This window comes from Myxococcus sp. AM010 (assembly GCF_013372585.1).
In the GTDB taxonomy this organism is placed as follows: Bacteria; Myxococcota; Myxococcia; order Myxococcales; family Myxococcaceae; genus Myxococcus; species Myxococcus vastator.
In genome coordinates, this window is record NZ_JABXEO010000046.1 from 40,425 (window position 1) to 63,999 (window position 23,575).

At 70.1% G+C, this 23,575-nt stretch carries 22 protein-coding genes; 8 read left to right on the forward strand and 14 right to left on the reverse strand.

The features are described from left to right. Positions 1-2: 2 nt before the first annotated feature. Both HV826_RS21105 and HV826_RS21110 read right to left on the reverse strand, forming a co-directional pair. Positions 3-965, reverse strand: coding sequence for a hypothetical protein (locus tag HV826_RS21105; RefSeq protein ID WP_176418822.1), 963 nt, complete (start codon positions 963-965; stop codon positions 3-5). A gap of 13 nt (positions 966-978) precedes the next feature. Then, positions 979-1,923 carry a zinc ribbon domain-containing protein gene (locus HV826_RS21110; protein ID WP_255217329.1) on the reverse strand — a complete coding sequence of 315 codons (945 nt, stop codon included), beginning with the start codon at positions 1,921-1,923 and terminating at the stop codon, positions 979-981. 527 nt (positions 1,924-2,450) lie between these two features. Here HV826_RS21110 and HV826_RS21115 point away from each other — a divergent pair. Beyond that, the gene (locus HV826_RS21115; protein ID WP_240358844.1) at positions 2,451-2,693 is read left to right on the forward strand and encodes a hypothetical protein; all 243 of its coding nucleotides are present in this window, start codon (positions 2,451-2,453) and stop codon (positions 2,691-2,693) included. 61 nt (positions 2,694-2,754) lie between these two features. On the opposite strand, the gene HV826_RS21120 is transcribed toward HV826_RS21115, so the two are convergent. Together HV826_RS21120 and HV826_RS21125 are read right to left on the reverse strand one after the other, a co-directional pair. Continuing rightward, positions 2,755-3,006, reverse strand: a complete 252-nt coding sequence (locus tag HV826_RS21120; RefSeq protein ID WP_176418823.1) for a hypothetical protein — start codon at positions 3,004-3,006, stop codon at positions 2,755-2,757. A gap of 163 nt (positions 3,007-3,169) precedes the next feature. Further along, positions 3,170-4,663, reverse strand: a complete 1,494-nt coding sequence (locus tag HV826_RS21125; RefSeq protein ID WP_176418824.1) for a PD40 domain-containing protein — start codon at positions 4,661-4,663, stop codon at positions 3,170-3,172. Positions 4,664-4,783: 120 nt separating this feature from the next. Here HV826_RS21125 and HV826_RS21130 point away from each other — a divergent pair, with 120 nt between their 5' ends. Beyond that, the gene (locus tag HV826_RS21130) at positions 4,784-5,581 is read left to right on the forward strand and encodes a TatD family hydrolase (protein ID WP_176418825.1); all 798 of its coding nucleotides are present in this window, start codon (positions 4,784-4,786) and stop codon (positions 5,579-5,581) included. 28 nt (positions 5,582-5,609) lie between these two features. After that, complete coding sequence (locus HV826_RS21135) at positions 5,610-6,470, forward strand: ThiF family adenylyltransferase (protein WP_176418826.1); 861 nt, start codon at positions 5,610-5,612, stop codon at positions 6,468-6,470. 12 nt (positions 6,471-6,482) lie between these two features. On the opposite strand, the gene HV826_RS21140 is transcribed toward HV826_RS21135, so the two are convergent. After that, positions 6,483-7,466, reverse strand: a complete 984-nt coding sequence (locus HV826_RS21140; RefSeq protein ID WP_163784521.1) for a PD-(D/E)XK nuclease family protein — start codon at positions 7,464-7,466, stop codon at positions 6,483-6,485. A 96-nt stretch (positions 7,467-7,562) separates the two neighbouring features. Here HV826_RS21140 and HV826_RS21145 point away from each other — a divergent pair, with 96 nt between their 5' ends. The 3 genes from HV826_RS21145 to HV826_RS21155 all read left to right on the forward strand — a co-directional run bounded on the left by HV826_RS21145 (position 7,563) and on the right by HV826_RS21155 (position 9,891). Next, positions 7,563-8,390, forward strand: a complete 828-nt coding sequence (locus HV826_RS21145; RefSeq protein ID WP_176418827.1) for an SDR family NAD(P)-dependent oxidoreductase — start codon at positions 7,563-7,565, stop codon at positions 8,388-8,390. Next, entirely contained in the window at positions 8,387-9,511 is a 1,125-nt protein-coding gene (mutY, locus tag HV826_RS21150; protein WP_176418828.1) for an A/G-specific adenine glycosylase, read from the forward strand. Before HV826_RS21145 ends, mutY begins: the two co-directional genes overlap by 4 nt. Before the next feature lie 155 nt (positions 9,512-9,666). Continuing rightward, a complete protein-coding gene (locus HV826_RS21155; RefSeq protein ID WP_176418829.1) occupies positions 9,667-9,891 on the forward strand; it encodes a DUF2934 domain-containing protein in 225 nt (74 codons plus the stop codon). A gap of 63 nt (positions 9,892-9,954) precedes the next feature. Here HV826_RS21155 and HV826_RS21160 read toward each other — a convergent pair whose 3' ends face one another. Next, entirely contained in the window at positions 9,955-10,794 is an 840-nt protein-coding gene (locus HV826_RS21160) for an FRG domain-containing protein (RefSeq protein WP_176418830.1), read from the reverse strand. A gap of 61 nt (positions 10,795-10,855) precedes the next feature. Further along, positions 10,856-11,947: a hypothetical protein gene (locus HV826_RS21165; protein ID WP_176418831.1), complete on the reverse strand. Its 1,092-nt coding sequence runs from the start codon at positions 11,945-11,947 to the stop codon at positions 10,856-10,858. A gap of 139 nt (positions 11,948-12,086) precedes the next feature. Here HV826_RS21165 and HV826_RS21170 point away from each other — a divergent pair, with 139 nt between their 5' ends. Beyond that, complete coding sequence (locus tag HV826_RS21170) at positions 12,087-12,683, forward strand: outer membrane beta-barrel protein (protein WP_255217331.1); 597 nt, start codon at positions 12,087-12,089, stop codon at positions 12,681-12,683. A 68-nt stretch (positions 12,684-12,751) separates the two neighbouring features. On the opposite strand, the gene HV826_RS21175 is transcribed toward HV826_RS21170, so the two are convergent. Next, positions 12,752-14,692, reverse strand: coding sequence for a HEAT repeat domain-containing protein (locus HV826_RS21175; RefSeq protein WP_255217332.1), 1,941 nt, complete (start codon positions 14,690-14,692; stop codon positions 12,752-12,754). A 289-nt stretch (positions 14,693-14,981) separates the two neighbouring features. Between HV826_RS21175 and HV826_RS21180 the strand changes: the two genes are divergently transcribed. Beyond that, the gene (locus HV826_RS21180) at positions 14,982-16,112 is read left to right on the forward strand and encodes a hypothetical protein (protein WP_368670964.1); all 1,131 of its coding nucleotides are present in this window, start codon (positions 14,982-14,984) and stop codon (positions 16,110-16,112) included. A gap of 66 nt (positions 16,113-16,178) precedes the next feature. Here HV826_RS21180 and HV826_RS21185 read toward each other — a convergent pair whose 3' ends face one another. The 6 genes from HV826_RS21185 to HV826_RS21210 all read right to left on the reverse strand — a co-directional run. Beyond that, the gene (locus tag HV826_RS21185) at positions 16,179-17,255 is read right to left on the reverse strand and encodes a Hint domain-containing protein (protein WP_176418835.1); all 1,077 of its coding nucleotides are present in this window, start codon (positions 17,253-17,255) and stop codon (positions 16,179-16,181) included. 146 nt (positions 17,256-17,401) lie between these two features. Next, a complete protein-coding gene (locus HV826_RS21190; RefSeq protein WP_163787260.1) occupies positions 17,402-18,346 on the reverse strand; it encodes a Hint domain-containing protein in 945 nt (314 codons plus the stop codon). A gap of 36 nt (positions 18,347-18,382) precedes the next feature. Beyond that, on the reverse strand, positions 18,383-19,720 hold the full coding sequence (locus HV826_RS21195) for an SBBP repeat-containing protein (protein ID WP_176418836.1): 1,338 nt from the start codon (positions 19,718-19,720) through the stop codon (positions 18,383-18,385). 12 nt (positions 19,721-19,732) lie between these two features. Next, entirely contained in the window at positions 19,733-20,524 is a 792-nt protein-coding gene (locus HV826_RS21200; protein ID WP_176418837.1) for a hypothetical protein, read from the reverse strand. Positions 20,525-20,655: 131 nt separating this feature from the next. Further along, the gene (locus HV826_RS21205; protein WP_176418838.1) at positions 20,656-22,236 is read right to left on the reverse strand and encodes a S8 family peptidase; all 1,581 of its coding nucleotides are present in this window, start codon (positions 22,234-22,236) and stop codon (positions 20,656-20,658) included. 19 nt (positions 22,237-22,255) lie between these two features. After that, on the reverse strand, positions 22,256-23,575 hold a 1,320-nt coding region (locus HV826_RS21210), incomplete at its 5' end, for an SBBP repeat-containing protein (protein WP_176418839.1).

The following is a 23,575-nucleotide window of genomic DNA, read 5'->3' on the forward strand; positions in this document are numbered from 1 at the left end:
CGTCACGCGTCGGAGGACAGCTCCGCGAGAATCTCCGCATAGGCGGCGCGCGCCTTGTCGGACTGGTCCGCCTTGAAGCTCACCGCGGCCACCACCGGGTGCCCGCCTCCGCCGTAGCGCCCGGCGATGGCGGACAAGTCGTGCCGCCGCAGCTCCGGCTTCCACGGGTTGGAGCCGATGGACACCTTGGCCCGCGAGGCCCCCTTCCCCACCCACAGCGTGTAGCGCGCGTCCGGGTAGAGGGCGTAGGCGATGAACTTGTTGAGGCTGTCCACGCCTTCATCCACGAGGTCGAAGAAGACGACGCCGCGCTCGTAGCGCGCCTGGGCACGCACCAGCTCGATGTTCGCCTGGTGGCGCGCCAGCAGCGGCGCAAGCGGCGTGGCGATGAGCGGCGAGGCGGCGATGTCCGCCAGCGAATCGGACTGCATGCGGCGGATGACCTCGGGGATGAGGCCCGGGTCCTTGTTGGCCTCCAGCACCGTCATGATGCGCAGCGCCGGCTCCTCCAGCGCCACCGCCATTTGCGGCGAGGGGAACTGGGCCCCGTCGATGATTTCCGCCCAGTGGATGAGGTCCGACAGGGGCGACGCATCCCAGCCGAAGCGCTCCCGGGCCACGTCCGCCAGGTACTTCGTGCAGCTCTTGCGGTGCGCGTCGTGGAACTTGCGCCCGCTGGTGTCCGCGCGGAAGTGCGCCTCGTCCCCCGGCTGCTGGAAGGCGGAGGCGTGGTGGTCGAACCACCACGTGAGCCTCGCGTCCTGGCTGTAGCGGAAGTCGACGATGACGTTCTCCTCACCGGTGAACACCGCCGGGTCGATGCCCTCGGCGCCCGGCTTGTGGTTCAGACCGAGGTACCGGAAGGCCGCGTCCGGCCGGACGCGCTCCCGATAGAAGCGGGAGAACACGGCCGCGCTCGCGGCGCCGTCGAAGCAGCTGTCGTGAAAGAGGACCTGGACGTTCATGGCGACGAGCCCCTTACTGCAACGCGAGTCCCGCGCCCACCGTCGTGAAGGCCACCTCGTCCGCGCCGCCACTCGCCTGGGCGGCCACCACCGCCAGCCCCACGAGCCGCCCGTCCGCCAGCACCCCGCACGCCAGCGTGCCCTCCGCCCCCCCCGGCGTGCGCAGCGGATGCACGGTGGCCTTGCTCCCCAACGCCGGAGGCGCGGGCAGTGACAGCGCCTGTCCCAACGTGCCGCCCAGCGCCTGGAGCAATCCCTTGCACCCCACGGCCGCCGCCTTGCCCGTCCCGCGCTCCACCCAGAGCAGGCCGTAGCGCCCCCGCGCCGCGTCGCCGAAGCCCACGCCGCCGCCCTGCAGGGTGGACGCGGGCAGCGCCAGGTGCGGTGCGAGCTGCTCGCGCGTCAGCTGCCCCCACCCCGCGGGCAGCTCCAGCCGATACCCCAGCTCGCTGCCCACCAGGGACTGCCGCACGCCCGCGCCCGACAGCCCCGAAATGGGAAGCGCCAGCAACCCCGCGGAGGCGACCGCTGCCCCCAGGCCCAGCCCCAGCCCCAGATAACGCCGCATGGGCCCCGGCTCGCCCACCACCATCACCAACGCGAGCACCCCGAGGATGAAGTAGGCCACGTGGACCGGCGCCAGGGGGGCCTCGCGCGCCAGCCAGCCCGTGGCCAGCAGTTGCAGCACCAGGCCCACCTGCGCCACCCCCTTCGCGGGGCCCCGGTTGAGCACCAGCACCAGCGCGAGCACCGCGTCCAGGCACACCAGCCCGTACGTCCACGCCGGGTCCTCCAGCGAGCCCAACAGGCCCGCGGCGCGGACGAACCAGGCCGCGGCGCTCGCCAGCAACACCCCCGCCGCCGGGCCCGGATGGGCGGACACCGCGCTGGTGACGAGGTCCCCGCCGAACACCGTGGCGTCGTCGTCCGCCTCCACCATGGGCCGGTCCAACCGCATCCGGCCGACCTTCTTGTGGGACTGGAGATGGTCGAACGGCTCCCCGCACGAGGGGCACGCACTGGCACCGCGCGGAATGGGGCTGTGGCCACAATTCGGGCAGAGAGTCTGAGGCATGGCCCTCGGCGTATACCGCACTGCCCGCGCCGCCCACGAGGCCACGACATTCGTGTCAGGAGATTCAGGCTTTCCGCCCGGAAAGGCAGACTTCTGCGGGAAGGCTCGACTCTGACATCGAGGTCAGATTGGACCTGGGTGCCAAGAATTGTAAGCCACGTGACGAAACAAGGCCGTTGAACGAAACGTCGAGATTGCGCTCGGAGTGAACGAAAACGCTCGATGAAACGATTCATACCCGGGCAGCACCGTGAACCCGGCGAGCTGGCTGTCTGCTTAACCCCGCTTTCTACCTGGGAAATGAGGGGCATTGTCCCACCGGACAGGTAGTCAGGCGGCTGGCACCTCAACTGCATGTGTCAGACCCACGGTGTACTCACCCGCGTAGCACGGTGCGGTGGGAGGAACCCATGGGCAAGCGGACGACTCGTAGAAGTGGCGCGGTTCCCAGGCAGGGCCGGCGGGTGATGCCCGCGCTCCGGCGAACGGCCCAGCGGGCCCGGGCGGCGGCGGACAAGGTCCACCTGACGGTGGGCGAGGTCATCGCGGCGGCCTTCGAGACCTCCGGTGGGGAGCTGGTGGATGTGCTGGCCCAGCTCACCTCGCCGCAGATGACCCGGGCGCTGGGGCGCCGCATCGTCGTAGAGGGCTGAGCCCTCCGCCCCTGTCCCCGTCAGCGTGGCGCGTGCGGCTGTCCGCGCGCCGGCGTGGACGTCAGTCTCCCGCCAGCAGGATGCCGGCGGTGTAGCGCTGCCGCGTGGGCTCTCCCGCGAGCAGCTTCTCGAAGTCTTCGGCGTTGTTCGGGTGCACCAGGAAGCTGCCGGAGCGTGTCTCCAGGCGCACAGGTGCGGCCAGCGCCTGTGGCTCCTCGGCCACGGTGCCACCACTGCCCACGTCCAGGCGGTGAGGCGGCACGGTGGCGCAGGCGGTGAAGAGCAGGAAGCCAGGAACAAGAATGCGCCTCATGCGGGTCCTCCGGTGGACGGGCCCAGGAGCGGGCCAGCGCGCCCCTCCCTATGCCGCATCCCGCGCCGAGACAAGGCACCGCGCGCCAGGCCGGAAACGACGAAGGCCCGCGTCCCCTTGGGGAGACGCGGGCCTGGGACTTCACGCCGTCAGCGGCCCGGGGCTACCGGGGCTGCCAGCGCGGGCGGTGGTCATCGCCGCGCGACGTCTGGAGGGTGTAGTCGCCCACCGGGTGGATGATGGGGTCACCCACCTTGGCGCCTGCCACCGGGTCAATCTGCTGGACGTAGAGCTGCCCCCCCTGGATGTAGGCCACGTGGTGGGCATCCGGAGAGAACGACGGGAGCGTGGCGCCCTCGGCGAAGCTGACCTCATCCCCCACCGGGGCGCCGTCCGCCGTGTTGATGCGGCGCAGGAAGACGATGTTGCCCGGGTCGCCGGCGCAGGGCGAGGCGGCGCCGCCGCAGAGCACCGGCTCACCCGTGGTGGGGTTGAAGAAGTAGGCGCGCACGTACGCCACCCAGCTGCCGTCCGGCGCCCAGGTGGGGTTGGCGATGTAGGAATCCACCGAGCCACCCTCGACGGCCGCCGTGCTGAACTCGGCAATCGTCTGCACGGCGGCGCCGCCCACCGGGACGATGTAGAGCGCGGCGTTCAGCCCCACCGGCCGCGTGTCATCCGGACGGAGGAACAGGAGCTGGTCATTGACGCGGTTGTAGTGCGGCTGCTCCGCCGTGGCGCCCGCGATGGCCAGCGGCGTGGGCGCGCCGCCCACGGTGGCCGTGGAGAGGCCGACGGTGGCGGTGCTGAACGCGAACGTGTCGCCGTTGCGCCAGTCCGGGAAGGTGCCCGCGGCCGTGGCCTCCTCCACCGTGCCGCCCTCGGCCGGGACGCGGGAGATGCCGGAGATGCTGTCGCCCGCGCGGCGCACGTACAGGAGCGAGTCACCCGGCTCCCACTCCAGGTAGAGGAAGCCCTCGGTGCTGCCCGTGGTGCCGTTGGCGAGCACCGCGGGCGGGTCCGCCACCAGCGGCACGTCGCGCGCCACCAGCTCACCGGCCAGGTTCCCCGTCGAGGTGCCCGTCTCGGTGGCGCCCTGGACGAAGGCGATCCGGTTGCCGGCCGGGTTCCAGCGCGGGTAGCGGCTGTTCACCGCGGCGTCCGACAGCCGGGTGGGCTCCGGCTCGTCGAAGCGCGTCACCACCGCCGCCATGGCGTCGGTGTCATCCATGGCCGTGAAGGCCACGTGCAGCGACTGGCACGTCATGGCCTCGGCCGCGCCCTCACAGCGCAGGCCCGCGGCGCAGTCGGCGGACGAGGTGCAAGCCTCATCCTTGGCCCCGGTGCCGATGACGACCACGCCGCCGTCGCCGCCCGTGCCCGCGTCCGTGCCGGCATCCTCCTCGGTGCCCGCGTCCTCTCCGGTCCCCGCGTCTTCCTCGGTGCCCGCGTCCTCTTCGGTCCCCGCGTCCTCCTCGGGCGGCGGCTGGACATCGCGCAGCTCGCAGTCGCCAGAGCGGCACGTCCACTCCTGCCCCTCCGGGGGTGGCCCGTTGTCGCGCCGGCAGTCGAAAGCATCGACACACTCGTCACCGCACCCCGTCGACAGCACCAGCAGCGCGCCACACAGCGCGCTGAAAACGACACGCATGGTCATGGAAACCCTCCGAAGAACAGAGGGCGCGTATACCGTCAGGCTTTCCGGGCGTGCCTACCCTGCGGTGCAGGAGCGCGCAGCGTGTTCCTGACTGAACGGCCACGAGGAGTGCCCTGCTCAATGATAGACACCCACTGCCACCTGGATGCGGCGCGCTTTGATGAGGATAGGAATGATGTCCTCGCGCGCGCCTGGGCCGCGGGGCTTCACGGCATCGTCATTCCTGGCGTGGGTCCGCGTGACTGGGAGCCCCTGCGGGAGCTGTCCCGACAGGATGCCCGCCTTCAGGTGGGCCTGGGCATCCACCCGCAGCTCCTCCCTGACATGCCGCCCGAAGAGGACGACGCCGTGCTCGAGCACCTGGACGCGCTGCTCGCGAAGGGCGGCGCGGCGGCCGTGGGCGAGTGCGGGTTGGACGGCCCCAGCCTGCCGGGCGCGCCGCTGGAGCGGCAGGTGAGGGTGCTGAAGCGGCACCTCGCGCTGGCGCGCAAGCACGGCCTGCCCGTGCTGATGCACTGCCACCGGCTGCACCCGGCCCTCATCGAGCTGCTCAAGCAAGAGCCGCTACCGGAAGCGGGCCTGCTCCTGCACAGCTACAGCGGCGGCGTGGAGCTGGCGCGCTTCTACTTGCAGAAGGGCTGCCACTTCTCCTTCGCGGGCCCCGTCACCTGGGCGGAGGCCCGCAAGCCGCTGGACGCGCTCCGGGCAATCCCCCTGGAGCGGCTGATGGCGGAGACGGATGCCCCGGACCAGGCCCCCACGCCCCACCGAGGGACGCGCTCCGAGCCCGGCTACCTTCCCCACATCCTGGAGGGCATGGCCCGCGTCCGAGGGGAGCCCGCCGAGGCGGTCGCCCGGCAGACGACCGAGAATGCCCGCCGCTTCTTCCGGGAAGCTTTCCCTGCGCCTTCGCGGTAGGCGAGCGGTCGCGTTATAGAGGACCGCCATGACCCCGCAGCCGCTCCCCTCCCCTGAGACTCCGCCCACCGCCCCGGACTCGCTCGCCCGTCCCTTCAAGCTCTCCCGCCGCTTCGACCGGACCGGCCGCCTGCTGGGCGACTCCGCGATGGAGCGGCTGGCCAACGCCCGCGTGGTGGTGTTCGGCCTGGGCGGCGTGGGCAGCTTCGCGGCGGAGGGCCTGGTGCGCAGCGGCGTTGGCCACCTGACGCTGGTGGACCACGACGACGTGTGCGTCACCAACACCAACCGCCAGCTCCACGCGACAGTGAAGGCCGTGGGCAAGCCCAAGGCGGAGCTGATGGCGCAGCGCTGCCAGGAAATCAACCCGGCGGCGAAGGTGGAGGCGGTGCGCGAGTTCTACCGCGCGGACGTGGCCGAGCAGATGCTTCAGGCGGGCCAGTACGACTTCGTGGTGGACGCCATCGACAACGTGAAGGCGAAGCTGCACCTCTTGCACCGCTGCGTGACGCTGGGCGTACCGGTGGTCAGCTCCATGGGCGCGGCGGGCCGGCTGGACCCCACCGCCATCCGCGTGGAGGACCTGTCCGAGACGCACATGGACCCCTTCGCCAAGGACATCCGCAAGCTGCTCAAGCGCAAGTACGCGGTGGAGACGGACAAGCACACGGGCATCACCGCCGTGTACTCCATTGAAGCGCGGCGGCTGCCGGTGACGCTCCAGTACGACGACGCCACCGACGGCTTCCTGTGCGTGTGCCCGCAGGACAACGAGTTCCACACCTGCGACCACCGCACGCAGATTGACGGCAGCGTGGCCTTCGTCACGTCCTGCTTCGGGATGAACGCGGCGGGCGTGGTGGTGCGGCGGCTCGCGTCGGCGCGCTAGCCGGACGCCGCCTCACGCCACCTGCTGCGGCCGGGGCGCCTGGGCGACGGCGCCCTCGCGCCCGCAGGGGCGGCGGAAGACACACCGCGCGCAGGCCGTCAGCGACTCCGTGGGCGGAAACGCGGAGGCGTCCAGCGGCGTGTTGGTGGCCGCGTCCTTCAGCAGCGCGCGCATCTTCGCCACGCTCTGCTCGAAGTGCCGGCGGAAGGAGGCCATGGCGTCCGGGTCCACCGTGACGTCCTGCTCCTTGCCCTCGTTGAGGTACACGAGCGAAGCGCGCACCTTCTCCACCGGGAAGCGGTAGCGCTGCGCCACATAGAGCGCGTAGCCGAGCACCTGCTCGTCATACCCTTCGCGCGACTTGCCCGTCTTCCAGTCCACCACTACCGGCGTGCCGTCCGCGTCCACGAAGGCGAAGTCGGGAATCGCGAAGACCTTGAGGCCGTCCAGCGTGAAGTGGGCGAAGTCGAAGCCCGCGTCCACCTCCAGCCACTGCTCGGGCTTGAGGCTGTGCGCCAGGTCCTTCCAGCGCGAGGAGAAGAACCACGACAGCGCGGAGCGCACCGTCTCCCAGTTCTGCTTCCACGCCTCGTCCGGCACGGCTTCGGCGTACTCGTGCTCCACCAGGCCGGTGAACTGCTTGCGGTACTTCTGCGACCAGTAGTTCTTCGAGCGCGAGTGCCGGAAGTCGTCCTGCATCAGCTTGCGCGTGCGCGCCTCCACCGCCGCCGGGTCCACCTGGCGGCCCGCGCGCCAGTCCAGCAGCACGTCCTTGATGCTCTCGTGCACCACGCTGCCGGCCCACGTGTAGCGGTTGCCCAGCTTCTTCAGCACGTAGAGCTCGCGCACGTCCTTGGGCGCGCTCGCCTCCCAGCCGCCCCAGGAGCGGTAGTAGTAGAGGTAGTACGCGCGAAGGCACTCGGAGAACTTCTCGTGGCGGCTCTTGGACCAGGAGAAGTCGTTGCTGAGAGGAGGGCGCGGCATGAGGGCGCGCATCCTAGGCGTTCGCCCGCTCCACCAGAAGGGGAACAGGCGAGGAAACAGGCCCCCGCTGGTCGCTGAAAGACAGTCCCCCCAGGCAACCGGGAGGGTATGGTGCGCGCCGGCATGAAGACCCAATTCCTCAAGGGCCGGGTGGTCCTCGTCACCGGGGCCTCCGGAGGCATTGGCAGGGCGGCGGCGAAGGCCTACGCGGCGGCTGGCGCGGATGTCGTCCTGGCCGCGCGCCGGCTCCCCGAGCTCGCAGACGCGGCCCGTGAAGTGGCGTCACTGGGCGTGAGGGCACTGCCGGTGCGGTGCGACGTCACGGTGGGCGACGACGTGACGCGGCTGGTGCGCGAGACGGACGCCGCCTTCGGTGGGCTGGATGTGCTCGTCAACAACGCGGGCCAGGGGCTCTACGGGCCGCTGGAGGGCGTTGGTGAGGCGCAGCTCCGGCAGGTCTTCGAGCTGAACGTCTTCGGGCTGTGGCGGATGACGCGCGAGGCCCTGCCGCTGCTGCGCAAGCGGCGTGGCGCGCAGGTGGTCAACGTCAGCTCCGTGCTGGGCCACCGGGGGCTGCCCCTGCTGGGCGGCTACTGCGCGTCCAAGGCCGCCGTGAATGTGATGACGGAGTCGCTGCGCGCGGAGCTGGCCGCCGAGGGCATCCGGGTGCTGCTCGTGTCGCCCGGCTTCACCGAAAGCGACTTCCGGGAGAACCGCCTCCATGCGGAGGGCTGGCGACAGGACGCCATCCCGCTGAAGGCCATGTCCGCGGAAGCGGTCGCCGATGCCATGGTTCGCGCCAGCCGGAGTGGACGGCGCGACACCGTGCTCACGCTGCCCGGCCGGGTGATGGTGGTGGCCAACCGGTGGGTGCCTTCCCTGTTCGACCGTGTCGCCCGCCGCATGGCGGTGGCGCCGAAGAAGAAGGACGCATGACCTCCCGCAGTCCGCTCGCGGCCACTGTCTCTCCCGCCCCGGCGCACCTGGCCAGCGTGCGCGGGCCACTGCTGGACTGGTACGACCGGAACAAGCGAGACCTGCCCTGGCGCCGCACCCGGGATCCGTATGCCATCTGGCTGAGCGAGGTCATGCTCCAGCAGACCCAGGTGTCGACGGTGATTCCCTACTGGGAGCGGTTCCTCGCGCGCTTCCCCACTGCGCGCGCGCTGGCCTCGGCGCCGCTGGATGACGTGCTCGCGGGTTGGAAGGGCCTGGGCTACTACAGCCGCGCCCGCAACCTGCACCGCGCCGCGCAGGAAGTCGTCGCGCGCTTCGGCGGCACCCTGCCCTCCACCGCCGCGGAGCTGCTCGAGCTGCCCGGCTTCGGCCGCTACACCGCCGGCGCGGTGGCCTCCATCGCCTTTGGTGAAGAAGCGCCCCTGGTGGATGGCAACGTCGCGCGCGTCTTCGCTCGCCTCTTCGAGGTCGAAGGCCTTCCGGGAGACCGCCAGCGAGAAGCCACACTGTGGGCGCTCGCCGCCGCGCTGGTGAAGGGCGAGCGGCCCGGTGACTTCAACCAGGCCCTCATGGAGCACGGCGCCACCACGTGCCGGCCAGAGAACCCGCTGTGCCTGCTGTGCCCCGTGCGCGGCGCCTGCGTCGCCTTCCGCAAGGGCCGCGTGGACGAGCTGCCCCCCGCCAAGGTGCGCGCCACGCCCAAGAAGCTGACGCTGGCCGTCGCCGTGTGGCCCCATGCCGGCACCCTCCTCTTCGCCCGCCGCGCGGACGCCGGCCTCTTCGGAGGCCTGTGGGAGCTGCCGGCCGCCGAAATCGCCGACGACGCACCAGACAGCGAAGCCCGCGCCCGGCTCGCCGCCGCGCTGGGCGTCGACGTGACGCTGCAAGGCCCGCTGGGCACCGTGAAGCGGCAGCTCACCCACCGCGACCTCTCGCTGCGGCTGCTGCGCGTCTCCGGTCCTCGCCGGCCCACGCGCACGCCCGCCTTCCAGGAGCTTCGCTGGTGTTCCCCGACCGACGCGGGGGACCTCGGCATGAGCACCGCGATGCAGCGAGCGCTCGACGTCGTGCTCGGAGTGGGCGTGCTGTCAGGCGACTGAGGGCCTGCACGCCGGCCTCGCACGTTGCGCCTGTGCGCCGTCCGACACAGAGGCAGTCCTCCTGTCGCACTGGCAACCCCGGCCCTGGCATGCCGGTTTCGTTCGGGCTCGACGCGCCCCAATCTCCGCGGACTCTTTTCCGGAGGAATCCGAACATGGCACGCCACACCGCCTACAAGCCGACGGGGCCGTCTTCGAGCAAGCCGCCAGCCGCGTCGGCCCGGTCCAAGCTCCGGGCTCCGGAACCGCGTCCCGGCCCCACCAACGAGCAGCTTGCCCGTCGGGCCTACGAAATCTTCCTGGCCCGTGGCGGCACGCACGGCAGCTCCGAGCAGGACTGGTTCCAGGCCGAGCGCGAGCTCCGGCTCGGCCGTCAGTGACAGCCCGCCGTCGCAGCGCCGGGGGCCATCGCCAGGGGGGAGCTGGCGTGCCGCCAGGCCAACTCACTTCGCCACGCGCCGCCGCTTGCGCACCGCCGGAGCGCCCGAGGCGCACGCGGAGGCACGTGGGCTGTAGTATCGTCGGAGCCAGCGGCTGAGCCCGTCGAAGCCAGGGAAGAGCACGCGCTCGGTGATGTTGCTCTGGTCCAGCTTGTCGCGCACCTCCCACTTGAGCGCGGCGGGAATGATGAGCTTGCGCACGCCCTCCGCCTGCGCTTCGAGAAAGGTGTCCAGGCAGAGCTCGGGCCCGTTCATCACCGAGAAGAGCGCGAACTGATTCACGATGCGGGCATCCAACGACGGCGGCTCCAGGAAGAGCACGAACGGGTGCCTCGCGAGCTGGTCGAAGGTCGAGAGGTCCGATGCCGCCGTGGCCAGCATCTCCCCCGTGAAGACGTCCGCGCCTTCTCCCTGGAGCAGCGTCTTCAGCCGCCTGGGAAGGTGGCGGTTCGTCTGGCGGTAGTCCACGCACCACACCACGCCGTCCTCCCCATACCGCTCCGGGTTCTCGGTGAGGAAGTGGAGCGCCACGTAGGGGCTGAAGGTCCAATCCAGCAGCCGCGTGGGCAGCCCATGATGCTGGGCCAGGGCGAGCCAGTCCCAGAGTGACTCCACCGGCTGCGGGCTGTAGCCCCGCGCGTACTTACGGAAGGCCCTCAGCAGGTCCTTCTCCTTGCGCACGAACAGCCCCTTGCGGTTGAGCGCCGTGGACAAGTCATTGGCCACCTGGGGCATGCCACGGAAGACGAAGGTGGAGCGGTGACGCCCCAGCACCTCGCTCCACGACCCGGCGAAGAGCGCGTCCTGCAGCTCCAACCATGTCCCGATACGCTGTTCCAACATGGGCGCCTGAACCCCCGCGACAAGATAAACACCGCGGGGGCCCCGGCCTTACGGCGGCCGCTCAGTGGGGGTTCACGGTGTCAACGGAGGGACGCTCGGCCAGGAGCGCGCCCCGGAGCCGCCGCTGCGCCGCCTTGAGCTCCTCCAGGATTCGCTCCGCGTCGATGACCGTGCGCATCGCCAGCCCGCAAGCGGGCGTCAGCACCACCGTGGACACCACCTGCGCGAAGGTGAAGCCGCTGGGCAGCGCCGCCTTCAGCGTGGCCTCCACCGAGTCCACCAGCTCCCCCACCTCATAGGTGGACGCCAGGTCCGTGGGGATGATGCCCAGGCTCAGCGTCGCGCCCGCGCCAAGGAAGCGCTCCAGCGCGGCGTCCGCCTCCACCATGGCGTCCAATGACAGCCGCACGTCCAGGGAGAGCAGGTCCGGCTGGACGTCCAGCAACGCGGCCCAGTCCGTGTTGCCGCAGCAGTGCAGTCCCACCAGCGCGCCTTCGCGCTGCAAGGCCACCACCAGCAGCTTCAGCTCCTGCATGGCAATCAGGTGCCGGGGATTCGTCCGCTGGAGCGCATAGAGCCCGGGCTCGTCCAGGTAGAACAGCGGCGTGGTGCCCGCGCGGCGCAGCGCCTTCACCATGGCCAGTGCGCGCGCCAACGTCAGCCGGTACATCGCCTCATCCAGGCCCGGCACCTCCAGCGCGGGCTGTCCGTCGGTGGTGCGCGCCACCGAGCGCACCGTGAAGGGGCCCGCGAGCTGCGCCTTCGCGAAGGCCAGCTTCCGCGTCTCCACCTCCCACAGGAAGGGCCGCCACGCCCGGCACGCCTCGGGGGAGGGCTCGAAGGCCTCGAACTGGCCGGACTGGAACGCCGCCTCCAGCCGCGCCTCGAAGGCCGCGCGCCCCGCCTGCCAGGCCGCGAGGTCCACGGTGCACAGGCCCTCCTCATCAAAGGACAGGCCCGGCAGCCCCTCCAGCGCCGCGGGAATCATCAGCTCCGAGGGCTTGCCCACCGGCAACTGCGGCAGGAACGGGATGTCCAGGGCCAGCGCGGCCTGGAGCCCCAGCTCCACTTGCGTGTGCGGCAGGCTCCCGACTCCGGTGGTGGCGCAGGCAGGCAGCAACTGGACGGCTCGGCGGATGTTCGGCGCGCTCATGGCGCGGACTGTATCCCCTCCCCGGCCCTCCGGTGTGGCTGCCCATCCCCGATGCGCCGGGTTCCCGACCTTCCTGTCCGGCAACAACGTTCCACCCGAGAACCGGGAGACACCCCGGCGGACAAGGGAGGGGGCATTCATGAACAGGCGAGGTGGATGGGGGACGGGCACCCTGGCGGCGGCACTGCTCGCCAGTCCCGCCGTCGCGGAGACGCCCCGCGTCAAGGCGCAGCCCGCCCCGGGCTTCGGGGCCTCCGGCCTGACGGTGCGCAGCGGCGTGACGGCGTGGTCGGGCAACGTGGGCAGGCAGACGGGCGTGGGCGCGTTCCTGGCCCTGCTGGGAGAAGTCCCCATCGTCTCCGGCGTGGGCCTGGAGTTGGGCTACGAGGCCTCCGCCAACGGCTACGCGGAGCCCCGACGCGGCACCCTGTGGCGGCACAACGGCGGCCTGCTGGCCAAGGTGGGCCCCACGCTCTTCTCGCAGTGGAGGCCCTTCATCGGCGCGGGCGCCGGCCTCAGCTACTTCCACCCCACGCCCATGGACGTGGGCACCGCCTTCGAGAAGGGCTGGGGCGCGGAGGTGCCCCTCGCCGCCGGGCTCGAGTACCGGTACAGCGGCGTCACCGCCGGCCTGCGCGCCACCTACCGCGTGCTCGTGGCGCGGGACTTCGCCCCGGACAGCGCCGACGCCGGCAACCTCTTCAGCGCCGACCTGGGCCTGGGCATGCGCTTCTGAGGCGCCCTTCACCGGCTTGCGTGGGGCGCGCGGGGCCGGCGACTCGCCACCGGAAAGCGGCGGGGACCTCAGGGGACGGCGTTGGCGAACACCGCGTTGAGGAACCCCAGCGCCGCCTGCCGGATGCTGGCGTTGGAGTCGTTCTGACTGGCCCAGGCCAGCAGCGGGCGCACCTCGGGGGTCGTGGTGGCCCTGGAGCCCAGGAACTGGACGAGCTCCGCTCGCAACCCGTCCGACGGGTCCCCCCGCAGCGCCTGGTCGAGCGCGGACAGGAGCGGCCCCAGCGGGCGGAAGCTGATGGCGAAGAGCACGGCCTTCCGGACCTCCGGCGAGGGGTCCCCGAGCAGCCGCTGCGCGAGGAGCGGGTCCACCGCCGGGTCGGCAAGCAACCGCAGCGCCTCCACTGCGGCCTGCCGCACCTGGGGAGCCGCTTCACGGAGCCCCTCTTCGATATAGACGAGCGCGCGGGAGTCCCGTGTGTTCCCCAGCGCTCGCAGCACCAGGGCCTTCTCCTCCACCGAGTTCGACGAACGAAAACGCGCGCCCAGCTCCTCGACGAGCGTCTGCGCGCCCCGTGCGTCCTGGGACCCGGCCCCCATCCGCATGGCCGCGTTGCCCAGCGCCAGGGTCGCGGTGTCCCGCAGCTCCGGCTGCGTGTCGCGCGCGCGCGCCCGCAGCGCCTCCACGCCCTCCGGAGTGGGAGCCTCCGCCATGCCCAGGGCCGCGACCGCGTCCGTCCGGACCGGGACGGACACGTCGCCATCCTCCAGGATGCGGGAGAGGGCCTGAATCGACTCCGTCGTACTGGCCGCTGACAGCGCGCCCAACATCGGGCTGGCGGCGAGCGGCTCCAACCCCTCGTGCAGCACCCCTGGCACCTTCAGGGCCTCAGCGGGCTCCAGCACGAACAGCGCGCGCAGGCGCTCCATCGCCAGGGTCCTCGCGTCGTCCCGGGCCTGTGCGTCCTTGGGCAGCGCGCGCAGGTCCTCGAGCATGTCCTCGAAGCGGCGCCCCCCCAGAATCTGGCGGTGGTGGGCCTGTGGGTCCTGCGCGTGGCCCTGGATGCTGGCCAGCGGGATGGTGGTCAACCCGTCTCGCAGCGCGGCCAGCGCGCCGGGCAACGTGGTGTCCCGGCTCCGCGCCAACAACAGCAGCCGCAGCCGCAGTTCATGACTGGCCCGGGGCATGCCATCTCCCGCGTCCACCTCGAACTGCTCGCTGGCCACCAGCGACTCTGGCCACAGGTCCGCGCCCAACTGGAACTGGGAATCGGTGCGCACATCAATGCGGAGCTTGTCCTTCGCGAGCGGCTGGAGGCCCTGCGCCGTCGCCACGTGGGTATAGGCCAGCTTCGACTTGGAGAAGCGCAGCGGCTCCTCGGCGCGCCGGTACGCGGCGTTGTACTGGCCCGTGGCATCGTGCTCCTCGCTCTGCCAGCCCGCGCCAGGGACGCCCTGCACCACGAACTGCGTCGCCGCCACCACCGAGCGGAGCAGGCCCTGCGCCAGCACGTCCGTGCCCGTCTCCATGTGGACGAGCCGCGCGGCCCCCGTGCGCTCCATCGTCACGAAGAACGGGAGGGAGAGGCTCCCTATCAGCAACTCCCGCTGCTCCGGGGACAGGGCGTCATGGCCCTCGATGTCGACGGAGACGCTCTCTGGCAACAGGCTCACCCGCGCATCGACCCGCGCGTCACTCGCGCTGACGATGCCCACACGCCACTCGCCCTGGAGGTGAAAGCGCATTGATGGCGGCGCATCCCCTTGCGGCTGCGTCTGCTTGAAGGCCACCCGCTGCGTCACGTCCAGCGAATACCGGTACTCCGAGCCTGGCACCCAGGCCCGCCTTCCATCCTCGCTGGCGCGCACGGGCTCAGGCCCGGAGCGCGGCGGGGGGGCCTGGAGCGCCACCGGCGCGCGCGAAGGCCCCGGCGCCGGAGTGGGAATGGCCGCTTCCGGCTGACTCCACCACCACGCAGCGGAGAGCCCCACGACGAGAAGGACTGCCAACGACAAGGCTTGATGACGCTTCGGTGCGGAGCGCATGACGCCAATCGCTAGCATGCATCAGGGGGGCGCGCCTAGGCCCAGCCGCCTCAAAATATACAACAGCGGCATCCCGCCAGCCCCGGACCACCCCGAAAAACTATCCTCTAGCAGTATGTCACGATTGACACTCGCAGTGACATGCCTGTACGAGTTTCCTTGATTTCGGGCTCAATTTGACTGCCCCGAAAGGACACCGCACATGCAAAAGCCGAGAGCAGCATTGGGTTTCGCAGCGCTGTTGTTCGCAGTGGTGGCTCCGCAGGCTGCGCAGGCACAGGTGCCCGCGTATGTCGACCCGGTCATCTACACTGTCAACCCCGCGAGTTTCCCCGCCACGACCTATCCACCAGGCTATCAGCTCAACAACAACTACCCCTGGGAGTCGACCTATCCGTTCTCGCCTTCGTATTCGGCGACCGAGCGGCAAATCATCATCAATGACGAGCTCGCGCGAACGGGCGGCGTGCTGGGGACAGACCCGGTCGACGGCAGCCCGAACATCACCATCAACCAGGGCACCATTCCCGAGGCACACGTCGAGAATGTGCAGCCCGCAGTCGTGGTGGCGACGGAAGTCACGCCTCCGTCCAATGGCACCACCCCTTTCAGCCGCAGCTACTACCGGAAGAATGACTTCGGCAACAGCCTCTTCGGTGCGGGCTACATCATCGATGCGGCGATGACGGCGTCTCCGTCAACGGGCGTCGCGGAGAAGAAGGTGGAGGCCTATGCCGACGGCAAGGTCTTCGCCGTGGCGTTTGGCACGGAGCGGGAGATTGTCCGGGGCCGCGCGGAGCTCACCGGCCAGCAGGGCGGAAACAACAGCGGCACCGCCCGCGTCTACGCCATGGGGCAGCAAATCTGGTCCGGAAACCTGTACGCCAGCTTTGAAATCACGCCCATCAACTGGAGCCGCACGTTCTTCTCCGTCTCCAAGCGGTTCATGGTGGGACCGGTTCCCGTCTCGGTCGCGGCGTCCATTGGTGGCGGCGTGAAGCTGACCGTCTCCGGGCAGATTGGGCCGACCATCGCCAGGCTGACCGCCGCCGCGGGCGGCTGGGCCAACGCCACCGCGTCCGCGGGGGTCGACATCATCATCGCGGGGGTCGGCGTCGAGGGCAGTCTGGTCCTCGTCAATGTCAGCCTGCCCGCCTTCGCCGAGCTGTTCTGGCCGTTCTACTCGCTCGACTACACGCTCCGCTCCAACGTGAACCTGAACGCGCTCTCCGGCAACATCAAACTCTGGGTCCGGGTAGGCTTCTGGTTCCTCAAGAAGACGTGGCGAGTGACCATCGCCAGTTGGTCCGGCACCACCCAGAACTGGAACCTCTTCACCCAGAACGGCTCCCTCATCCTGGGCATGGAGCCCATGGGCATGTAGGGCGTTGTTGACGCGCCGGGCGCGGAGCCGCCAGCAAGGCGCTCCGGGCCCGGCCGGGCTCCGCCGCTACTCCCCCGCGGGGACGAGGACTTCCGGCACGTTGCCGCGCAGAATCATCCGGTTCATCTCCTCGACGTACTCGCTCTGGAAGCGCTGCGAGCCATTGAGGTAGCCCTGGGCGACGATGATGTTGGACGTGAGGTCCTTCGTCGCCGGCCGCACGTTGTAGGCGCGGGTGTACTCCCACTTCGTGTCCAGGGAGACGATTTCATCCGCCTTGCCATGACGGTCCACGAGGCTGTCACCCACCCCGATTTCGCGGGCCCGCTTGAGCGTGCCGTCCGGCGTGACGAGCGGGTGCTCGGTGGTGACGCGCAGCTCCCCGCCGGAGCGGGTGCGGAACGTGAGGACTTCCTGCTCCGTGGCGTCGCGGTCCACCGTGTAGCGCTCGACCCGGTTCTTCATGAAGGAGAGCGCGCCGAATGAGGCCCCGGGCGAGAGCGTCACCAGGTCCGTCCGCCCGGACTCCAGCGCCTCGCGGATGCCCATGGCGCCATCAGACAGGAGGACTTTCTGGTCCGGCGCGTAGCAGCCGGGCTCGCACAAGCCATCCATCTGGATGTGCGCGGGCTTGAAGTTGTAGGGGACGCTGTTCTGGATTTGCGCGCCCGTGTACGACGCCGTCGCGGTCCCAGACGCCCCCGGCCCCTTCCAGGGTGCGTACATGTTGTTGGGGTCCACATAGATGGGGTACAGCCAGTAGCCCGCCGCCGCCGCGTCGAAGGCCTCCGTGGAGTAGGCGGAGTTCCAGAAGCGCATGTCCAGGCCGCCCCACACCGTGGTGCCGTAGGGGTTCTGCTGCTGCCAGCGCTTCGCCCACTTCTGGCGGCCCTCCGCCTGGTTCGCGTTGACCAGGTCATTCGTGCATCGGTAGCTCACTGGATACCAGCCGCCGCCACCACCACCTCCTCCTCCTCCGCCGCCGCCGTCATCGGGGAACTCCTCGACCATGATGAGCTTCTCCTCCATCCCCCCAGGCCCGCCAGCGGGAGCCGCGCTCGCGGCTCCGAGCGAGCCGCAGCAGGCGGTGAGGACCGCCAGGCCCATGATGCGTCTGTCTTTCTTCGGTGATAGCACTGTCATGATTTGCTCTTGTTGGAATCCGTCTGCGGACACGACAAAATCCGGTGCCCACCAGAAGCAGACGGGACCGGATGGATGGGGACAGGCTTTGTGAACAGCGGGGCCACCGGAGCGACAGGAAATGCGCTCCGGCGGCCGGGGTGCGGCTACTCGCCCGCGGGGACGAGGACTTCCGGCACGTTGTCGCGCAGAATCATCCGGTTCATCTCCTCGACGTACTCGCTCTGGAAGCGCTGCGAGCCATTGAGGTAGCCCTGGGCGACGATGATGTTGGACGTGAGGTCCTTCGTCACCGGGCGCACGTTGTAGGCGCGGGTGTACTCCCACTTCTTGTCCAGGGAGACGATTTCATCCGCCTTGCCGTGGCGGTCCACGAGGCTGTCACCCACCCCGATTTCGCGGGCCCGCTTGAGCGTGCCGTCCGGCGTGACGAGCGGGTGCTCGGTGGTGACGCGCAGCTCCCCGCCAGAGCGGGTGCGGAACGTGAGGATTTCCTGCTCCGTGGCGTCGCGGTCCAACGTGTAATGCTCGACCTTGTTGTCAAGGAACTCGACAGAGGCGAATGACGCCTCGGGCGAGAGCGTCACCAGGTCCGTCCGCCCGGACTCCAGGGCCTCGCGGATGCCCATGGCGCCATCAGACAGGAGGATTTTCTGGTCCGGCGTGTAGCAACCGGGCTCGCACACGCCATCCATCTGGATGTGCGCGGGCTTGAAGTTGTAGGGAACGGAGGTCTGGATTTGCGTGCCCGTGTACGACGCCGTCGCGGTCCCATACGCCCCCGGTCCCTTCCAGGGCGTGTACATGTTGTTGGGGTCCACATAGACGGGGTACAGCCAATAGCCCATGGACACCGCCTGGTTGGCCTCGAGCGTGTAGCTCGAGTGCCAGTAGTTGTGGTCCAGCCCCCCCCACATCGTGATGCCATAGGGATTCTGCTGCTGCCAGCGCTTCGCCCAGCGTTGACGACCCTCGGCCTGATTCGCGGTGAGCTGATCGAACGTACACCGATATTCGTTGGGCGCCCACGCGGCGAAGGCCGATGACGACATCGCCAGTGAACCAATGACCGCGAAGATGGTCTTCTTCATGTCTTACCCCCTGCTGGTTGGTTGAAGAACGGCCTGCTACGGGCTCGTCGCGAACTGGACGACGAACACGTCCTGTCCACCCTGGTTGGGGGCCCCCAGGCTTCCGCGGGTCGTTCCCCATCCCAGAGCCATTCCTGAGCTGGTCATCACCACATCGCGCAGCTCGTCATCCGCGCCCGTCCCCCACTGCCAGGCGCGTGTCTGGTTGCCCCACCTGTCGAACTGGGCGACGAACGCATCGTGCCCGCCCTGGTTGGGGGTGTCCGTCATCGCCGCGGTCGTCCAGCCCGCCACATAGGCATTGCCCGCGCTGTCGACGGCGAGCCCCGTGGCAAGGCTGAGCTGGTTGGCCGGCCCGATGCGGCGCGTCCACTTGAGTTCTCCCGAAGTCGAGTAGCGCATCAGGAAGGCGTTGGGGATGCCGTCGTTTTCGACGAAGTTGGGGCGGCTCAGGTCGCTGTAGGAGAGCGCGAGCACGTAGATGCGGTCATTCCCGTCCTGGGCGACCGCGAGCGCCGCGTCGATGTCCGGCGTCCCCACCTGGGCGGTCCACTGCTGGTTCTGGGCACCGTCGAACTGGCGAATGAAGATGTCCGTGGAGCCCAGGGGCTGGGCGCCCAGGCGGCCTTGCGTCGACCCGACGACCCAGGTCCTCCCGTTCGGAGACACGGCGATTCCCTCTCCGCGGTCATGGGCCTGGTTCATGGAGCCGAAGACATCCCTGCGGACCTGTTGGCCCTGGTCGTCAAACTGAAGCAGCGTGACGTCGAAGCCATTGACCGGAGTCTCCAGCGTGGCCCCGGCGATGCCGATTCTTCCTTGCGGACGGAGCGCGGCGGAGAGGCCGTAGTCCTCCTCCTGTGTGCCGTGCTGGACGAGCCAGGAGCGCCGCCCCTCGTTGTCATACCGGGCCACGAAGACGTCCGCGCCCCCCGAAGAGAACTGCCCCGGGAGCGAGTCTTGCGTGATGCCGACGACGTGCGCCTGACCCTCGCCGGTGACGACCACGTCCCGCGCGGCGTCCTCGCCCGGCGAGCCGAACTGGTGAACCCAGTTGAACTGCAGGAACGAGGAGAGCTTCACCAGGAAGACATCCTGGCCGCCGCCCTGCTCTCCCGGCTCTCCGAAGGCGCCGCCCGTGTTGCCCGAGAGGTACACGTTGCCTTCGGCGTCACGCCCGAGCGCCACCGCCTGGTCGTCGGCGTCCGTCCCGAACTGCAAGAGCACCTCCCCCGTGAGGGAGTTCCCGCAGCCTTCCGTCTGGAGTTGATTGAGGATGGGCTCGGCCGTGCCCAGCTCGGAGGATGGCGCGTGACAGCCACAGCCGAGCGAGGAGATACCAACGAGGATGCACCAACGCGAGAAGCTGGACATGATGAAGAGACCTCAGGGATTCGATGTCTGCTGTTGACGCGCGAGCGCCCAGAGCGCGTCGAACCTGACGCGGGCGTACTCGAGCAGGGGTTCGTAAGGGGTGCCTCGGGACTGCGCCAACAACTGCTCCGCCCGGGCCCGGTCGTTATGGAGGAGGATCATCATCATCTCCACCTTGTCTCCCGACAGCGAGCGCCGCACCTCCGGGTCCTGGGTGGCGCGGATGTTGCGTGCCATGACGAGCGACTCGACGGTGTCGAGCAGGTGCGCCCGCTCGGGATTGTCCTTCCATTCGAGCGCCATCCCCAGATACTCGACCCGGTACATCCGGCGGAATTGATTGTCGTCGCTGTAGGTCTGTTCGCTTTCAGCCAGCAGGTCCCGCCGCGCCACTTCAATCTGTTCGCGGTCCTTGTAGATGCCACGCAGCAGCTCCCGCTCCTCTGGTTTGAGCAGCACTTTGCGCTGCAACGTCCGGAACTGGGCCAGGTCGGGGTTGCCGGCCATCATCGCATCGCGCAAGTCGTCCACCCGGAGCCTCGGGCGCCGCTGCCCGGACTCGCCTGGCGCGGCCGGCTCGGAGATGACCACCGGCGTGGTCTCCTCCGCGGGCATCTCCACGAGGGGCCGCGCGGCGGGTGGCGCGGAGGGAGCGGACGCCATGACGGGGGGCGCCGGAGGCGGCGCTTCTGGCGACGGGGCGGGGGCCCGGGCGGCACCGTTCCAGAGCGCGAAGAGCAGCGCGGCGGCCACGCAGGCGGCGCCCAGGCCAATCCCGGCGGTGCTTCGTGGAGAACGTGGCATCTGAGGTCCTGGCTCGTTGAGAGGTTCTACGCCCAAGAGGTGAGAACGACCTGGGGCCGGCCCCCTTCGGCGGGGGGCCGGCGCCCTGGAGCGGCGCGCCACTCCAGGGCGGGGTTCATGCGCGCTGGGGGCTAGAAGATGCCCAGGCGGTTGAGGGCGGCGCGCAGGTTGGGACGGGGGCCGATGCGGCGGGCATCCGGGGCCTGGGCGCTGCCAGTGCTGGAGAGCACATCGCGCAGGGCCAGCGGGCTCAGCGGGAAGCGGCCGCGGGCCTGGAGCGCCCCCTGCAGGGAGGCGGCGGCCCCCGTGACGATGGGCGAGGCGCTGGAGGTCCCGCTGAAGCTGGCGGTGTAATAGGTGTTCTCCGACCCGCCGTTGAACCGGTCGCCATAGCCCAGGGTGACCACGTTCTCACCCCACCCGTGGACGTCGGGGCGGCTGCCGTGGTTGGTCCAGCACATCGGCGCGCGGCCCTGCGAGGAGCCGGCCGCGACGACGATGGCGCCCGAGTCGCGCACGTCGCGGTTGAAGGCGTTGTTGTAGGCGGCGTCATCCAGGTTGGAGCTGCCATTGCCCGCGGCCTCGACGACCACGACGCCATTCAGGGTGGCCTGGACGATGGCGTCGAACTCCGCCTGCCAGTACTCCATGGCGATGTAGTCGCACTGACCGAAGTTGCAGGTGCAGGGCGTGTTGTTGGGCGGCCCCAGGCGGTGCAGCTCGATGAGGACGACCCCGCCGGAGCCCGCGGCGACAGCGGCATTGGCGATGGCGCTGGCCGCGCTCTGGGAGCCAATGGACTCGTAGCCCGCCCGGGCGGCGTGGGCGATGCCCGTCACGCCGAAGCCATTGGACACGCCCACGATTTCCCCCAGCACGGCGGTGCCATGGTTGCGCCAGCCCAGGTCGTTGAACTGGGCGCCCCCCTGGTGGAAGAGGCCAGGCATGTCCTCGTGCGTGGTGCGCCAGCCGCCCTCCACGTCCACGACCTTGACGTTCGCGCCGCTGCCACCCGCCACCGTCCACGCGTAGTGCGCGTCGATGCCGGTGGGCGCGGCGCCCAGGTAACCCTGCTCACCCTGGAGGTTCGGGCCGGCCTTCAGCAGCATCGGCGTGAGGAAGTTGGGCCAGTTGACCGCGGCGGGCTCCGCGGCGGGCTCCGCGTAGGCCGTCTCCACGCTGGGCAGCGCGTCGAGCTTCTCCACCAGGTCCCTGACTTGCTGGAAGGTGGTACCGGGGCGGATGGGAACCTCGATGTAGAGGTTCAGGTCGGCGACCTCCTGGCCGCTGAGCGTCTCCGTCGCGAACTTGCGCGTGTCGAGCTGCTTCTCGTCGGCGGTGAACATCCGGCCCAGCCCACGAGCATAGGGGCTGGCGGCGACGAGCGAGGCCACGGTCGCCATGTCCGCCTCGACGGAGGAGCCCGTCAGGCCCCGCTGGCTCAACTGGCCCAGCTCACGCGCGCCGCGCGACTCGCGCAGCGCGATGAGCTGCTCCCCGCGCAGGCGAACGCGGGTCCCTTCGTGGAACTTCACGACGACGCGCGGAATCTCCACGTTGCGCCGCAGCTCCACCACGCCCTTGCGTGCCAGTGGCCGGGGCTTGAGCTCGAGCCCGTCCGCCGCGCTCGCGGGAAGCGCCATCGTCAAGGCGAGCACCGCGACGAACAGCTGAGAAACCGAGCTCTTCCGCCTTCCAGTTCTTCCGTGCATGAAACGGCTCCTTGGTTGATTACTGCTGCCCGCGGCTGTTGAAGCGGGCGACGAAGACGTCCTGCCCTCCGGCATGGGCGCTACCCAGTTGGCCCGTGGTGTAGCCGGCGATGACGACGTCCCCCGCGCGGGTGAGCGCGACGGCATGGGCCTCGTCCATGCCCGGGGTGCCCAGTTGCCGCGCCCACAGGCGGGCGCCGTGGGCGTCGTACTTCACGACGAAGGCGTCCCGGCCTCCCTGGTTGGGGCCGTCCATGGCGCCGTGCGTCCCGCCAGCGACGTAGATGGCGCCGTGTCCGTCCACGGCGAGCCCGCTCGCGCGGTGGAGCTCATGGGGCGAGCCGACGCGCTGAGCCCAGAGCAGGCGCCCCATCGGGTCGTACTTGAGGAGGAAGGCAGAGGAGAGGCCATCATTCTCCCCGCGGCCCGTGGCCAGGTCGCTGAAGGAGAGCGCCAGCATGAGGATGGCGCCATCGGGCGCGATGACGACCTTCAGCCCGGCGTCGATGTCAGGGGTGGCCGGCTGCCGCGCCCAGGCGAGGCCCAGCGTGGGGTCGAGGTGGGCGAGGAAGGCGTCGAACGAGCCCGCGTTCGCCGAGGCGAACCCACCCAGCGTGGCGCCCACCAGCACGACGGAGCCCTCGGCGCTGACGGCGACGGCCTCCGCCCGGTCATGCCCGGCGGTCCCATGGCGACGCGCCTCCAGCACCGTCCCATCCCCCGCCTCCAGCACCTCGATGCTCATGTCGAAGCTGACGTCGGGCTTCTCCATCGTCCCGCCGGCGAGGAAGACGTGGCGGCCGTCTCGTGAAAGGGCGACGCCCAGCCCGGTGTCTTCCTCGGCCGAGCCGCGCTGGACGACCCAGTCCAGCGCGCCTCCCGGACCGTGCTTGATGACGAAGGCATCCCCCTGCCCGAGGTTGACGGCGCCCGGCATCGCCAAGGGCGTGCTGCCCACCACGTAGGTGTCGCCCTCGGGGGAGACGGCGAGCCCCTTCACGGTGTCGTCCCACGCCGAGCCGTACTGGCGCAGCCACCGCGGCTGGGCGCTGGCATCCAGGCTGGCCACGAAGGCGTCCTGGAACTGGCCTCGCGTGACGCTCCCCTCCTCCAGCACCCCCAGGGTGGTGCCCGCCACGAAGAGGTCGCAGTCAGCGTCCAGCCCGACGTCCACCGCCACGTCATCACCCGCGCTGCCGAACTGGATGATTCGCCAGGCGGGGGACAGACAGCCCCCGCCGCCGACGAGGACGGGATGTTCAGCAGGCGTGAGCGGCCCGTCGAAGGACGCGGGGGGCTGGCACGCCGCGAGCGCTGGCAGCAGCCAGAGGGGGATGGG

Bases quoted from the DNA above. Each gene is read 5' to 3' on its own strand.
- HV826_RS21105 (WP_176418822.1), bottom strand. From the start codon at position 965: ATGAACGTCCAGGTCCTCTTTCACGACAGCTGCTTCGACGGCGCCGCG.
- HV826_RS21110 (WP_255217329.1), bottom strand. From the start codon at position 1,923: ATGCGGTTGGACCGGCCCATGGTGGAGGCGGACGACGACGCCACGGTG.
- HV826_RS21115 (WP_240358844.1), top strand. From the start codon at position 2,451: ATGGGCAAGCGGACGACTCGTAGAAGTGGCGCGGTTCCCAGGCAGGGC.
- HV826_RS21120 (WP_176418823.1), bottom strand. From the start codon at position 3,006: ATGAGGCGCATTCTTGTTCCTGGCTTCCTGCTCTTCACCGCCTGCGCC.
- HV826_RS21125 (WP_176418824.1), bottom strand. From the start codon at position 4,663: ATGACCATGCGTGTCGTTTTCAGCGCGCTGTGTGGCGCGCTGCTGGTG.
- HV826_RS21130 (WP_176418825.1), top strand. From the start codon at position 4,784: ATGATAGACACCCACTGCCACCTGGATGCGGCGCGCTTTGATGAGGAT.
- HV826_RS21135 (WP_176418826.1), top strand. From the start codon at position 5,610: ATGACCCCGCAGCCGCTCCCCTCCCCTGAGACTCCGCCCACCGCCCCG.
- HV826_RS21140 (WP_163784521.1), bottom strand. From the start codon at position 7,466: ATGCGCGCCCTCATGCCGCGCCCTCCTCTCAGCAACGACTTCTCCTGG.
- HV826_RS21145 (WP_176418827.1), top strand. From the start codon at position 7,563: ATGGTGCGCGCCGGCATGAAGACCCAATTCCTCAAGGGCCGGGTGGTC.
- mutY (WP_176418828.1), top strand. From the start codon at position 8,387: ATGACCTCCCGCAGTCCGCTCGCGGCCACTGTCTCTCCCGCCCCGGCG.
- HV826_RS21155 (WP_176418829.1), top strand. From the start codon at position 9,667: ATGGCACGCCACACCGCCTACAAGCCGACGGGGCCGTCTTCGAGCAAG.
- HV826_RS21160 (WP_176418830.1), bottom strand. From the start codon at position 10,794: ATGTTGGAACAGCGTATCGGGACATGGTTGGAGCTGCAGGACGCGCTC.
- HV826_RS21165 (WP_176418831.1), bottom strand. From the start codon at position 11,947: ATGAGCGCGCCGAACATCCGCCGAGCCGTCCAGTTGCTGCCTGCCTGC.
- HV826_RS21170 (WP_255217331.1), top strand. From the start codon at position 12,087: ATGAACAGGCGAGGTGGATGGGGGACGGGCACCCTGGCGGCGGCACTG.
- HV826_RS21185 (WP_176418835.1), bottom strand. From the start codon at position 17,255: ATGACAGTGCTATCACCGAAGAAAGACAGACGCATCATGGGCCTGGCG.
- HV826_RS21190 (WP_163787260.1), bottom strand. From the start codon at position 18,346: ATGAAGAAGACCATCTTCGCGGTCATTGGTTCACTGGCGATGTCGTCA.
- HV826_RS21195 (WP_176418836.1), bottom strand. From the start codon at position 19,720: ATGTCCAGCTTCTCGCGTTGGTGCATCCTCGTTGGTATCTCCTCGCTC.
- HV826_RS21200 (WP_176418837.1), bottom strand. From the start codon at position 20,524: ATGCCACGTTCTCCACGAAGCACCGCCGGGATTGGCCTGGGCGCCGCC.
- HV826_RS21205 (WP_176418838.1), bottom strand. From the start codon at position 22,236: ATGCACGGAAGAACTGGAAGGCGGAAGAGCTCGGTTTCTCAGCTGTTC.